We start from the raw sequence: 14402 nt of genomic DNA, 5'->3' as shown, positions 1-14402 counted from the left end.
TTTGTGCCATGCTACAGTACATTACTGCTGTTGATTATTTGAATAAAGCCGTGAAATACGTGGCTTCCGCTATGCTTGTCGCTTTGGCTGTGTTGGTTTTCTTTCAGGTAGTGACTCGTTTTGTTATTAATTTTCCACTGGCGTGGTCGGAGGAAATATCACGATATTTAATGATTTATATTGTATTCCTTGGTTCAGCGCTGGCTGTGAGAAATAGAGAGCACATTGCGATTGATTTTTTATTTGATCTTGTAAGCGCTGCAACGAAAAAGAAATTGCAATTTATCGTTTCCATTATTTCCACCGCGTTTTTTATTATTCTATGTTATTACGGTACAGTATTAACCTTTACGGTGATTGGTCAGGTTACGCCTACCCTGCAGTTCTCTATAGCATGGGTATATGCGGCGGTTCCTGTAGGTTCTCTGATTATGGCGTTGAATGGAATTGCTAATATATGCAGGTATATGGTCGATTATGAAAACGCTGCAGGAGGTGAAACGAAGTGATCACGGCATTAGTCATATCCCTTATCGTATTGTTTGTTCTTGGGGTACCGGTAGCAGTGGCTCTGGGTTTATCTACCAGCCTGGCGCTTTTGATTGAGGGGGGAACACCGCTTGTGGTGCTCGCGCAGCGTGCGTTCGTGTCGCTGGATTCTTTTCCATTGCTTGCGATACCATTGTTTATTCTGGCTGGTGTCATTATGGAATTTGGAGGCATCTCCCAGCGCTTGATCAACTTCGCCAATGCATTAACTGGACACTTTTCAGGCGGACTGGCGATGGTAACAGTCATCACAACCATGTTTTTTGCTGCTATATCCGGATCAAGCATTGCAGCAACTGCCGCGTTGGGATCGATTCTAATTCCGGCCATGGTTGAAAGAGGATACCATCGTGATTTTGCAGGAAGTGTGCAATCGGTCTCAGGAACTCTTGGTATCATCATTCCACCGAGTATTCCCCTGATTCTTTATGGTACAGCAGCCGATGCATCAATAGGAGATTTGTTCATCGGAGGCATTCTGCCGGGTGTGCTCGTCGGTGCAGGACTGATTATTACGGTCGTTATTATTTCTAAAAAAAGAGGATACCGTCGTGAAGAAAAAACAAGCGCCGGTGAACTTGGAAAGGCTTTTGTGCAGACGATTCCCGCGTTAATCATGCCGTTCATTATTCTCGGCGGTATTTATAGCGGTATTTTTACAGCCACCGAAGCTGCTGGTGTGGCGGTAGCTTATGCCTTTATTATTAGTGTCGTCTTTTACCGGTCGATCCATTTTGGGAATATTGGAAAAATATTAAAGCAAGCAATAACGACAACATCCACGATTATGCTTATTATTGCTGTTGCCGGATTGTTCAGCTGGGTATTAACGATTGAAAATATACCGCAGCAGGTTGCTGGATTCTTCACTTCTGTTTCCGATAATCCATCGGTCTTCCTTCTATCCGTTGTTGTTCTGCTGTTGATTGTCGGAATGTTTATGGAAACGAATGCTTCGATTATCATTTTAGCGCCGATTCTGGCACCAGTGGCACTGGAACTTGGTATTGATCCGATTCACTTTGGCATGGTTATGATTGTGACACTTGCAGTGGGCATGGTGACTCCTCCACTGGGGTTAAACCTATTTGTAGCAGGCCGCATAGCCAACTTAAGGCTGGATGAACTGGCAAAAGGAATGATGCCTTTTTATGTCGCTGTTCTCCTGACTCTTCTTATCATCATATTTGTACCGCAAGTGTCTACTGGACTATTAAACTTATAAAAAAGGAGTGGAACATGGAATGGAACATCTTACGACAGTAAAAGAATTACACGAAGCAGGTATGTTCATGAAAGAAAATGACCTTGTATGGGGAACTGCCGGCAATATCAGTGCAAGAGACGGGGGAAATCAGTTCTATATTTCCTCAAGCGGCACCCACGTCGGCAATATGAACGTGGACGATTTTTCCCTCTGTTCCTTTGAAGAAGGATGGGTATCCGGAAAAAAACCATCTAAAGAATACAATATGCACCGAGCAGTGTATGAAGAGCGCCCGGAGATCGGAGCTATTCTTCATGCTTCCCCATTTTACAGTACATTGATTGCCTGCTCTGCCGTGGAACTCCCATCGAATTATTTTGTGGAAGCAATGTATTACCTCGAGCGGGTTGAAAGAATCCCCTATTTCCATCCGGGAAGCCGGGAACTTGCTGATGCTGTAAAAGAAAAGGCGAAAGACACGAACGTCATGCTTCTCGAAAATCACGGTGTCCTCGTCTATGATGAGAATATTAAAGAAGCACGAATGGCTCTACAAACCATGGAATACACAGCCAAAATGCATATCACGGCTATAGAGAAAGGAATCACCATGCAGGGGATGAGTAAAGATCAGGAACATGATTTTCTGCAGAATTCCGGTTATAAACCTGTAAGAAACTGGTCGAGATAATATGTTGGTACTTTGCAGGAAGCGAAGCATCGTTTCAGTGCTTTTCCCGTACCGCGGTAAATGAAGGTGATAAAAGAGAAGGTGGGAAGGTCATGTCAAAGAATTTCTGGAACGATGTCTTTTTCGACGAAGAGTAGGTGTATGGGAAAAAAGAAAATGATTTTATCAGCACGGAAGCAGATTATATTCTGCAACGGGCTGTGGTCGTCTGTTTCGCGGAAGGCGAAGGTTGAAACGCCGTTTACTTGGCCGGGCAGGGTCACCGTGTCACTTCCTATGACTAGTCTGATGCAGCGCTAGAGAAAAAGAAAGAACTTGCTGTAGAACAATAGCGTAGAGGGCGGCGTGAATTCTGCTGATCAGCTGGAGTATGGCACCGACGGCCCACCTTCTCTGGATATGCTGTACAGTCCGGATGATATTCTGTCCTGGACGAAGCATGATCACTGCCTCCATTTCTACTATAGTGAAGCAGAATACAATGAAGGAAAAAACATGACGGCCGCTGTCGCGTGATGCAAGTTATGGGGAAAGAAATAAAGCAAGACGGCAATCGATAAAATCCGGACAAGTATCCGATGTGCGATGCAGGGCACTGGGTACTGTCCGGATTTTTCTGTATATCTTGGTGTGCTGCTGCGGGGATGCGGTCGGTGTGCTGGACGTTACCTGCCGACTTTTGTCGAATACATGCCAAACTGCATGCTTTACGAGCCGAATGCACTGTAATACAAGCCGAACCCGCCGGTACCGGCGAACTAAACGGATTTACATGCCGAATCCACTCAAATACATGCCAAACAACCGCGCTTACCTGCCAAACCTTGAAGCACCCTATGGATACAAGTGTCGAACCCTAATGAAACTTCGTTACCCATTTGTCCAACGTTGAAGCATAAGACGTGAATGACGAATGCTTCTCTCGGTGGAACGCCGGATCATTATGTAAAATACTTACATTTGGCAAGGTGCGCGCCGCCGGTTTTTCACTTACGCTGAGGCTACCATGGAATACAGCGGCGGCGCGCCGGCCGAAAAGGTCAATAATATGAATCAGGCACTGGGTATTTCGTTTGAAGAGGTGGCGGAAGATTTCACACCGCTTGTGACAGGTATGATCAAGCGGCTTCGGATCTATAAAAATCAGGAAGAATTCATGCAGGTAGGTTTTATTGCGTTATGGAAAGCGTATGAGCGGTTTGATGACACGAAGAATGTGCCGTTTTCGTCCTATGCTTATATTACCGTGAAAGGGGAGATGCAGGAGCAGCTGCGCAAAGATTCGGTGTACGAGGAGCGTTACACGCCGAGTGATTTTGAGCGCGCGCCGGAACCGCCGGCGCCTGATATGGAAAGTTTGTATCTGGAGCTCGACAGCCTGCGTCCGTATCTGGACCGGCTGACCCCGCGCGAGCAGGACTGGGTGCTGGAGTACAGCATCCATGGACGCGGTATCAAGGAGATTGCCGGGCGGTTCCACGTCTCCCCCCACACTGTCAAAGACTGGCGCCGTTCTGCTCTGCGGAAACTGCGGATGTAAGAAAAGACCGCCTGGTGTTCTGCTTACCGGCTATTCTACGATTGGGAACGCCCTGAAAAGGTCGATAGATCGGCTCTAAGGATCAGTCGCACAATATAATAGAGGGAAATGGTTCCTGGGAAGCTTCCAGGAACCATTTTTGCTAAATATCTGTCTGAAAATGGTCCATCGGAGGTTTTTTTATAGTGACAAAGGGGAAATAATAAAGCCGGAATTACTATAAAAGCATAAAAACAGACTATGCGCAGAGCGCGTAGTATGATTGAAAAATGCGGGACCCCATAACAAAATCTCATTACAGAATTGAAATCTACCATACATTTCTATTATTTTTACTACAATGAGAAAGTAGTCTTTGATTAGAAAAGGAGATAGGTCATGAATGATTCAGCTTTCTCTACTTATATGAGCAGCCATGTACAAGAAGTGGTTAACAAAGACTTGGCGGACGTTGTTACACGAATCGTAGCAGCTGAAATGTTTGAAAACGAATGGGAAACGTTTGAGTTCTTCCCTCACCTTGGCGTGCAATATGTGATCCGGAGCCAGGACAATCCGTCCAGATGCAAAGGATATCAGCTTCCGTTTTTTTCAGAAGCGCTGACAGAAACCCTCCATGTAAAAAAAGAGGAAAGCAGCATATATCTGTTTACTTCAAAAGAATGTGCGCTGCAGCAATAATGAATAATGTTCTACATGCCGCGGAAAGGGTAAACGCCCGCGGCATTTTTTTCACAGAAATATAATATCTTTTTTATTTTCCTTCCCGTGTATTTACGTTATAATAGCAATTGATTAGTAAAGGAAACTATTAAGAAATCTAAACAATAATTTCTTGCAGATAGGGGAGGAAAACATGAAACGCATATTTTCTGCGGGGTTGGCGGTACTCTTTGCTTCTTCCGGTTTAACGGGTGCGGTATCCGCTCAGGAAGCGGACAGTCAGGAACAGGAGCAGGTATCGGAACAGTCGGAAGAAACGTCATCAGAGGAAAATACCCAGGAAAATAATGAAGAAGCGCAGGAAGATCTTGTACAGAGGTTAACAATGGAAGATGCAGTGGATGCGGCCTTGAATGATAATTCATCGTTGATTCTCATGAACTACCGGCTTGATAACATCCGAAGCCAGATTGAGGGCTCGGAGGATGAGTACAGTGACCTTCAGGATGATCTGGAAGATTTAGAGGATCAAATGGACAATCTGCGCGATGTGCAAGATGAAACCGGCGAGCGGACGTTTCAAACAAGACTTGAACTGCAGAATCAAATAGAGACTCTGGAAGACAATCTGGACGACCTGGAAGATTCGATCCGGCAGCAGAACTCCAGTGAAATCCAGCTCCGCTATGACCGGGAACAGGCGCACCGGAGTGCAGAACTGTCTGCGAAATCCACCTTTATACAGCTGATTATGCAGGAGAATCAAATCGAAATGACTCAGGCTTCTCTTGAAAATCAGAAGCAGCAGACGTCCAATGTAGAGCGCCGGGTGGAAATCGGCACCGCTCCGGAAAGTGAATATGAGACCGCGCAGCGTGAAGTGAGACGGCTGCAGAGCAATCTCGCCGACACGCGCTCGCAGTACAATCATGATCTGGCAATGTTTGCGCTCGATATCGGCATTGTTTATCACGAAGACCTGACGCTCAAAGCACCGGAGATGGGAGAACTCGAGCCGATGGAGCAGACAACGGATACCGAAACACTTATAGAGGATTCGTTCAGCCTGCAGAATGCTCAGGAAGCGCTCGAGCTTGCTGAGTACAACCGGGAGCAGACACGTAATGATGAAGACGCGACCCGGTTTGAAGAAGAACAGGCTGACATCAGCGTGGAAACAGAACAGGAAAATATCACGCAGCTGCGGCAGAATCTGCGGACTTCCATAAACAGCACGTTCCAGGAAGCGCAGGCGCAGTACCAGGCTGTACTCCAGGCCCGCGATGAAGTGAGTTATGCCGAGGCTGATGTAGAGGACCTCCGCATCCAGGCTGATATCGGCGTAATTCCTCAGGCTGAGTATGAACAGGCCGGTATTCAGGTTGATCAGGCTGAACAGGAACTGACTTCCGCACGATGGAATCTATTCCTTGTTAATGAACAGATTAAAGCGATGCAGGACGGTCTCGTACAGCAGTCCGGCGGTGCTTCGGCCGGAGCATCATCCGGAGCCGGAGGAAGCTCCTCTGCAGGATCTTCCGGACAACAGGCAGCTGCACAGTAATAATAAAAGCTGCAGGGATCATACATATCCTTGCAGCTTTTTATATGGATTGAAATGTTTGCATTCAATTATGTGAAGAGTTTATGAATTACAGCACATGAGTTGACCCTATGATTCTTTTGCCTTATATTGATGAATAGTTAAGTTTTTAAATGGTTATGTAATATAATCATTTGAAAGCAAGGAGGGAATCTTTGACCGGTGAATAAGGTAGGCATTCTATGATATCCTTTAACATAGGTGCGTTATAATAATGCTTGGAGAAGTATATGGCTTTAGACTCTTTAAAACTATTGAAAGAATGGGGGAGACGGGGGAATTGAAAAGCCGCCTTGGTTGGAAAAGACGACTATCACATACATGGACATTGTCAGCCGGCCTCCTGTTGATCATGGTAATCGCAGGATGTCAGTCGACGGAAGTGGATTCGCAGCAGGAAAGCGTAACGGTGGAAACACAGCAGGCTGAGATCGGGGACCTGACAGGGGAGCGTATTGTCAACGCAACGACACAGTCGCTCACGGAAGTGTCCCTTACTCCTGAATTGACAGCCGATGTCACAGAAGTGCTCGTGGAAGAAGGCGAGCAGGTTGAGCAGGGGCAGGTGCTGGCGCGGCTGGACGACTCTTCCCTGCGTAACACATTGGAACAGGAGCGCGCTGCACTGCGGGCTGCGCAGAGTAACGTTGCGGTTTCAGAAGCCGGCGAGAGAGGAGCGGCAGCCAGCGTGGAGCAGCAGCAGGCACAACTGGAAAATGCTGATCACTCTATACGTCAGGCACAAGAGCAGCTAAACCGGGCGCAGATTGACCTGGAGCAGGCCCGCGCGAACCGTGGAGATGAGATTGAGAATGCGGAACAGGCTCTTCAGACCGCTGAGCGTAATCTTCAGACAGCACAAAATGAGCGGGACCGCAGCCAGCAGCTTTATGATGAAGGTTTAATTTCAGAACAGGAGCTTGAGAACGCGGAAAATGCCGTGGAAGATGCCCGTGACAGCGTCACAGAAGCGGAGAACAGTTTGGAACAGACCAAGCAGGAATATAACATCGAGCAGCTGCAGTCCCAGGTGGAAACAGCAAGATCCAACCTGCAGCAGGCCCGGGATTCAAAGAAGGAAATCCGCGCAGGAATTGAATCATCGAATGCTTCCGTAGATGAAGCACAAGGAAATACTGAAAACGCCCAGGCCAGTGTGGAACAGCAGCGGCAGGCTGTGCAGCAGGCTGAAGATAACCTTCAGGATGCGGTAGTAACGGCGCCAAGTTCCGGCAGAGTGCTGACAGTCGCGGTCAATCCCGGGGAATATTATTCCCAGCAGGATGCGATGATCACCATTGGTGAAATGAATACGCTGAATGCGACAGCAGCAGTTACCGAAGAGCAGCTGTCCAGTTTTGAAGAAGGGACGGAGATGGATGTACGCTTTCCTTCTATTGAACAGACAAGAACCGGCACTGTGACTTATATCGCTGATTCTTCCAACGATAATGGTCTGTTCAATGTGGAAGTGCAGGTAGAGAATCCAAATGGGGAACTGCGTTCCGGCATTTACGCTGAGATTCTTTTATACGAGACCTATGTCTCAGATGGACTTCTTGTTCCGACCAGCTCTGTCATTGACGTGGACGGAGAGTCTTCTGTTTTCATCCGTGAAGAAAATCAGGCCAGACTCGTACCTGTCGAAGTCGTTAGGGAAGAATCCGATCTCACGGCCATTGAAGCAGACATAGAAGCGGGAACACCTGTCATCACACGTGGACAGTACTTCCTGGAGGATGGAGCCTCTGTGCAGTCCCCGCAGGAGGCTGAGGAAAGTTCACAGAACTCCTCCGGTGACTCCGGCAGTTCAGAAGAAGGTGATGCCGGTGGAACCGGGGAAGAAAACACAGAAAGTAATGAAGAGAACGAGGAAAGTGATGCAGACTCATCCAGTGAAGAGGCAGCCTCTGTTGCCCCGCGTAATGGAGGCATGACATCATGAATCTTTCCAGTTGGTCGGTCAGACGGCCCGTCGGTATCTTCATGGCTGTTGCTATAGTACTAGTGCTCGGATTGGTTTCATTCCGGAATCTGGCGATTAACCTTTATCCGGATATGGAACTTCCGTTTGCTGTGGTTACAACAAGCTACGACGGGGCCGCGCCGGAAGATATAGAAGAAACAGTCACGCAGCCGCTCGAGGATTCGCTCGGGACCCTGGAAGGACTGGATACGTTGTCATCCCAGTCTTCATCGGGGTCCTCGCTGATTCAGGTCCAGTTTGAATTCGGCACGGACCTCGACCAGGCGATGCTTGATATACGGGAATCGATTGACGGGGCATCAGCGCAATTGCCGGATGGAGCAGATGATCCTTCTGTCCTCAGTTTTGATCCGGACCAGCAGGCGATGATGTGGATTGGTATTTCCGGCGATACAGGCAATATGAATATGCAGCAGCTGGCGGAGGAACGGATTCAACCTCAGCTGGAGCAGGGTTTCGGGGTAGCCAGTGCGAACATTGAAGGCTTGGAAGAAAGAGAAATCGAAGCACAGCTCCGCATTGAAGATCTGAATCGGTATCAACTGACGGCTGATGACGTTGTCAACGCCTTGAACGCCGAAAATGATTCCGGATCGGTCGGAGAAGTACAGAGCGGGGGACAGGATCTGCAGCTCCGGGTGGACGGAGAGTTCACGTCGATCGAAGATATCGAAAACACCCTGATTCCACTGCCGGATGGCGGTAATGTACAGCTTAGCGATGTTGCAGATGTTGTGGATACTGTTGCCGATAATTCATCAGAAACGTATGTGAACGGCAGTTCCTCTGTTATGTTTTCGATTATGAAGCAGTCAGACGCTAACACGGTGGAAGTTTCACAATCTCTAACGGACATCGTGAATAACCTGAATAACAATGAACTTGGAGAGGAAACACAGCTTGAAGTAGTCTATGATTCTGCGGACTACATAGAATCTTCCATCAACAGCGTGTTCAACAATCTATTATTCGGTGCTCTATTTGCTGTCCTTGTGCTTCTGGCCTTTTTGCGCAGTGTACGTGCCACGATGGTCATTGCTATTTCGATACCTATTTCGATTGTGGCCACATTCACTCTTATGTATTTCACCGGAGAGTCCCTGAACATTCTTACGATGGGAGGGCTGGCCCTCGGGGTTGGTATGATGGTGGACAGTGCCATTGTTATTCTCGAAGGGATTTACAAGCATATAGAATACGGGAAGTCGCGCAAAGATGCAGCTATTGCCGGGGCGAAGGAACTCGGAAGCGCGGTGGTTGCCTCCACCAGTACGACGTTGGTTGTATTTCTTCCACTCGTATTTGTGCAGGGCATATCATCTGAGTTGTTCACACCACTTGCCTTAACCGTTTCGTTTGCTTTGATTGCTTCCTTAATTGCAGCGCTTACGATTGTGCCGATGTTTGCGTCCCAGTTCATTAAAGAAGAAGTCAAAAAACCCGATGAAAACAGCCGCTTCAACAGGCTGGGGCGCGCAGTGAACGACCGCTACCAACGCATGCTGCGATGGTCCCTCAGGTTCCGTAAGACGGTTATATTCATTACTTTCCTGCTTATCGTCGGGTCGCTTGCCCTTGTGCCTGCTATCGGTGCGGTATTTATACCGGAATCCGACGAAGGAGAAATCGCAGTAAACGTGGAGACACCGGAAGCCTCGACGAAAGACGAAACACGGCGCGCAGTACAGCAGGTATGGAACATGCTCGAGCCGTATCAGGACAGTATCGACTCCACTTACAGCTCCCTTGGAGGAGGCGGCGGTGGTGCCGCAGCAGCCGGCGGCGGCGGTAACAATACGGCTACGGTCAACATCTCGCTCGTTAATTCTTCCGAGCGGGAGATTGAAACAAGCGGTATGATTTCAGAGCTGTCTGATCAGGCCGACCGGATAGCAGGGGCTGACGTATCTGTGCAGAATGTCGCTTCCGGTGCAGCCGGCAGCGGTACACCGATTACAGTTAGTATCAGCGGTCAGGAACAGGACGTTCTTCGGGACCTGGCTGAACAGGCCGTGTTTGAAGTGGAGAGTATTCCGGGTACAATGAACGTGGAGAACTCTTCCGGGGACGGTAATCCCCAGCTTGAACTGAATATTGACCGGCAGCAGGCGTCACAGTACGGGCTGACCTACCAGAATATTATGGGACAGGTCATGACATCGTTTAACGGGCAGATTGCTACCGAATACCGGGAAGAAGGAGAAGAAATTTCGGTACAGGTTATTCTCCCGGGAAGCGCCAGAGAGCAGCTCTCCGATGTCCGCAATCTGACTCTTACAGGAGCCCAGGGAGCCGGTGTTCCACTAGCCGCAGTAGCTGAACTGAACGAAACGACCGGGCCGACACAGATTACAAGAGAGGATTCCCAGCGCCAGATTGACATCACGAGTGACGTTGCTCCGGGTTACGTGCTCGGCAGTGTATCCACCGAAGTGCAGCAGGCGATGAATGAAATGAATATGCCGGACGGCTATACCGTTGATTACGGCGGTGAGCAGCAGGATATGCAGGAAGCGTTCGGCGATCTCGGGCTGGCCCTTGTTGCTTCTATCTTTCTCGTTTATGCTGTCATGGCGATTCAGTTTGAATCCTTTATTCAGCCGCTTGTCATCATGTTCTCGATTCCAGCTACGCTGATCGGTGTACTGCTTGGTCTGTTTGTGACCCAGACACCGCTTAGTGTGACCGCCTTTATCGGGTTAATTATGCTTGCGGGTATTGTGGTGAACAACGCGATCGTACTCGTGGATTACATCAACCAGAGACGTTCCGATGGTCTCGAACGCGATGAGGCCATTATGGATGCAGGACCGTCCCGTCTCCGCCCGATTCTGATGACGGTAATGACGACGATTCTTGCGATGCTTCCGGTCGCGCTCGGTATCGGCGAGGGCGCGGAAGCACAGGCGCCGATGGCGATTGTCATTGTCTTCGGACTTGCATTCTCCACGCTGTTTACGTTGATTTTAATCCCCGTTGTGTACGCTTCGTCGGATAATATTGTACTCTGGTTTAAGCGTAAAGCGGAAAACCGCCGGGAGAAAAAACGGCTGAAAAAACAGCCGAAAGAAGAGATGTAATAAAATAGGCATAAAATCCCTGTACATCTTTGGGATTTTTGCCTATACTACATCTTACTCAGCAGTAAAGGAGAGGACTCAGGTTATGATGAAAAAACGCAAGGTACTTCTCACAGGTGTACTAACTCTTGGAATGGCGGTTGCCGCTGCCTGCTCCTCCGGAGACAGCGGGGAAGACCAGAGTGACCAGGAAAGTAATCAGGAATCCACCAGTGAAGAAGAATCATCGCAGAATGACAGCAGTGAGCAGGCCGAAAATCAAGAGGCCTCCGCTGAGCTCAGCTCCAACAGCGACCTGAAGTCACAGCTCGAAAGTGAAGAGAGTGTGCAGGAAGCCACAGTGCAGGAAGTGGATAGTGAAGATGGACAGCAGATCAACATTGATATCACGATTGCTTCCAATCAGGAACTGACTGAAGATCTGAAATCCACCTATTCCGATATGATCCGGCAGGTCTATCCGGATCAGAGTGTGAGCCTCATTTACGCCAAAGGCGGCGAATTGCTGGAGCAGACGACGCTTGAATAAACCAATGATGAACTCCCGTTATCTACCGGTTATCCGGGATAGCGGGGGTTTTTTTGTGTAGTGGAGAAGGAAAGGAGGAGGTGCGGTGCGGACACTAACGGATGAATGTACTGCCGCAGTGTCTGTGGATGAAGCGTTTGTGGATACCAGGACGCCTCTCCAGGAAAATAGTGTACACCGGCAGTTATTATCAGCCATTAAGCCGCGGGCTTACCAGGATAGTGTCCACAAAAGCAGCTTCGGTGGATACTATTTCCCGGTGACCATCATGCAGTGTCCGCCGCGCAGCGGTTCCATCCAATATCATGAACCAATCGAAGCCGGGTCCCCGCCGTAATCCCTGCAGTCCATCGTCTAAATAATTGGAAAGCGTGCAGGCGATGACGTACAATAGACGAACAGAATGGTAACGAAAAAATGGTTCGATTCTATGAGAGGGGAGAGGTGTGTGTCATGGAGCACAAGGAAAACCAGAAATCGTGCTGTGCGGGAAGCCGCTCGATGGTGGATATTGATTTTACGACAGGAAGAAACGAGGAACATAACGATGTACCAAGCGGTAACACAATGAGATTCCGTGATAAACTTCAGTACATCCCGGGCGGTGAGTTTCTCATGGGTACCGATGATGAGGAAGGCTTTAAGGCAGATGGTGAAGGGCCTGTCCGGAAGGTGGACGTGTCCCCTTACTATATCGATGCGTACACGGTAACCAACCGCGAATTCAACAAATTTGTAGAAGAAACAGGGTACCGTACCGAATCAGAAGAATTCGGCTGGTCGTTTGTTTTTTATTCCTTTCTGCCGGACAACCCTGGCGTGACAACCCAGCAGCTTCCTGCCATTCCGTGGTGGTATGCGGTCGGGGAGGCGTACTGGTATCAGCCGGAAGGACCGGGTTCTTCCATCGAAGACCGGATGGACCACCCGGTGATTCACGTATCTTGGAATGATGCAGAGGCTTTCTGCAGGTGGGCCGGGAAACGTCTTCCCACGGAAGCGGAATGGGAAATGGCAGCCCGAGGGGGATTGGAACAGAACCGCTATCCATGGGGGGATGAGTTGACCCCGGGCGGCGAACACTACTGCAACATATGGCAGGGGACGTTTCCTGAAGAGAACACGATGGACGATGGATTCAAAGGAACGGCGCCGGCGCAGTCTTTCCCCGCCAATGGATACGGTCTGTACAATGTCTCGGGAAATGTGTGGGAATGGTGTTCGGACTGGTTTGATACGTCGTCTGAAAAGCGGGAGTCTGTTAATCCAACAGGACCAAAAACAGGAGACGCCAAAGTAACGCGCGGCGGCTCCTACCTGTGTCACTATACCTACTGCAACCGGTACCGGGTGGCGGCTCGCAGTTCCAACACGATCGACAGTTCGACAGGCAATTTGGGTTTCCGGTGCGTGGCTGATGCCAAAGACTGAACAACGACTTTTTCCGCCGCAGAGAACTTCCAATCCGGGGAGGTATGCTCGTGAAAATTGAAGAGCTGATAAATACGAATTTTTCGAGTTTGAGCGAAGGAGAAAAGGAGCTCGGCACCTTTATTCTGAACAACAAACAAGAAATCAGTGATTTAAGCATCAACATGTTCGCCAGGAAGAGTTTAAGCTCTAAGTCTTCGATACTGAGGTTTGCACAGAAAATCGGGTTCAGCGGCTATACGGAAATGAAAAATTTCATGAAATGGGAAACAGAACTCTTCGAACATCATGTTACGCATAAAGACTTTGCCGACTCGTTAGTTCAAAGTGTAGAGCAGACGGTAACGAATTTGATGAACATGGACTTGTACCAGGTCTGCCGGGCGATGGAAAACAGCTCGAATGTCTACGTGACGGGAACCGGCCAGCTTCAGCAGAACTGCGCCCAGGAATTGCAGCGGATTTTTCTCGGAATGGGAAAAAACATGCAGATCGTCCCGCTCGATATTAATACGAACCTGTATCAGCTCGTAGTAGAGAGGATGACAGCTGACGACATGATGGTGGTTATCTCAGGCAGCGGTAACAACCCTGCTCTGAAGGAAGCCCTTCATATTCCTTTTTTGAAAAACGTGAAAATCCTCGCAGTCACCGGTTCCCCTGCAAATTGGCTGATGAATCATGCTGACTATGGAATGCCTGTGCACAACGAGATCCATCCTGCTTCCATCAGTACCTCAAGCGCCTTTCACAGCGCTATTGATGTGTTGTCTTATCATTATTTTGAATGACAGATTGTAATATCAAGTGCAACACTCTTTAAGTTTTGGGGGAGGCGTCAAGATATCGTGGAATACCGGAGTGAAACGAGGATATGCCGCGAAAGGTCTTGACGGCTTATCTGCTTCCCACCCTTGGAAGCGGCGTTCAAAGCGACGATAGATCGTTTTGAACGGCTTAACCATAAGGGTGGGAAAGGAGAGCCCTCCCCAAAAAAGCAGCTCATGACAGCTTCGTGTAAAATGTTAGTTACCACACAAACAAATCACGGAGGTGCTGTCATGAGCTATCAACACCTTAGCACATTTGAACGCGCACGTATAGAAACCCTGCAGGAACTCG

At 48.7% G+C, this 14402-nt stretch carries 13 protein-coding genes; all 13 read left to right on the top strand.

What is annotated here, in order from left to right:
* Positions 1-8: 8 nt before the first annotated feature.
* The 13 genes from BM058_RS15050 (at position 9) to BM058_RS14990 (ending at position 14071) form a co-directional block, all read left to right on the top strand.
* Positions 9-509 carry a TRAP transporter small permease gene (locus tag BM058_RS15050; protein ID WP_090927985.1) on the top strand — a complete coding sequence of 167 codons (501 nt, stop codon included), beginning with the start codon at positions 9-11 and terminating at the stop codon, positions 507-509.
* Positions 506-1774, top strand: coding sequence for a TRAP transporter large permease (locus tag BM058_RS15045; RefSeq protein WP_090927983.1), 1269 nt, complete (start codon positions 506-508; stop codon positions 1772-1774). Before BM058_RS15050 ends, BM058_RS15045 begins: the two co-directional genes overlap by 4 nt.
* A gap of 19 nt (positions 1775-1793) precedes the next feature.
* Positions 1794-2447, top strand: a complete 654-nt coding sequence (locus tag BM058_RS15040; RefSeq protein ID WP_090927981.1) for a class II aldolase/adducin family protein — start codon at positions 1794-1796, stop codon at positions 2445-2447.
* 345 nt (positions 2448-2792) lie between these two features.
* Positions 2793-2963: a hypothetical protein gene (locus BM058_RS18650; RefSeq protein ID WP_245737032.1), complete on the top strand. Its 171-nt coding sequence runs from the start codon at positions 2793-2795 to the stop codon at positions 2961-2963.
* A 532-nt stretch (positions 2964-3495) separates the two neighbouring features.
* Complete coding sequence (locus BM058_RS15030; RefSeq protein WP_177195583.1) at positions 3496-3987, top strand: sigma-70 family RNA polymerase sigma factor; 492 nt, start codon at positions 3496-3498, stop codon at positions 3985-3987.
* A gap of 378 nt (positions 3988-4365) precedes the next feature.
* The gene (locus BM058_RS15025; protein ID WP_090927978.1) at positions 4366-4668 is read left to right on the top strand and encodes a hypothetical protein; all 303 of its coding nucleotides are present in this window, start codon (positions 4366-4368) and stop codon (positions 4666-4668) included.
* 175 nt (positions 4669-4843) lie between these two features.
* A complete protein-coding gene (locus tag BM058_RS15020; protein WP_090927976.1) occupies positions 4844-6214 on the top strand; it encodes a TolC family protein in 1371 nt (456 codons plus the stop codon).
* A gap of 253 nt (positions 6215-6467) precedes the next feature.
* Positions 6468-8198: an efflux RND transporter periplasmic adaptor subunit gene (locus BM058_RS15015; protein ID WP_090927974.1), complete on the top strand. Its 1731-nt coding sequence runs from the start codon at positions 6468-6470 to the stop codon at positions 8196-8198.
* Positions 8195-11320: an efflux RND transporter permease subunit gene (locus BM058_RS15010; protein WP_090927972.1), complete on the top strand. Its 3126-nt coding sequence runs from the start codon at positions 8195-8197 to the stop codon at positions 11318-11320. Before BM058_RS15015 ends, BM058_RS15010 begins: the two co-directional genes overlap by 4 nt.
* Positions 11321-11405: 85 nt before the next feature.
* Complete coding sequence (locus BM058_RS15005) at positions 11406-11849, top strand: hypothetical protein (protein ID WP_090927971.1); 444 nt, start codon at positions 11406-11408, stop codon at positions 11847-11849.
* 85 nt (positions 11850-11934) lie between these two features.
* Entirely contained in the window at positions 11935-12186 is a 252-nt protein-coding gene (locus BM058_RS15000; RefSeq protein ID WP_090927969.1) for a hypothetical protein, read from the top strand.
* 116 nt (positions 12187-12302) lie between these two features.
* A complete protein-coding gene (locus BM058_RS14995) occupies positions 12303-13280 on the top strand; it encodes a formylglycine-generating enzyme family protein (protein WP_090927968.1) in 978 nt (325 codons plus the stop codon).
* A 50-nt stretch (positions 13281-13330) separates the two neighbouring features.
* A complete protein-coding gene (locus BM058_RS14990; RefSeq protein ID WP_177195582.1) occupies positions 13331-14071 on the top strand; it encodes a MurR/RpiR family transcriptional regulator in 741 nt (246 codons plus the stop codon).
* Positions 14072-14402: the final 331 nt, after the last annotated feature.

Source organism: Salibacterium qingdaonense, assembly GCF_900114715.1.
Taxonomy (GTDB): domain Bacteria; phylum Bacillota; class Bacilli; order Bacillales; family Marinococcaceae; genus Salibacterium; species Salibacterium qingdaonense.
This window is presented reverse-complemented; position numbering and strand designations above follow the sequence as displayed.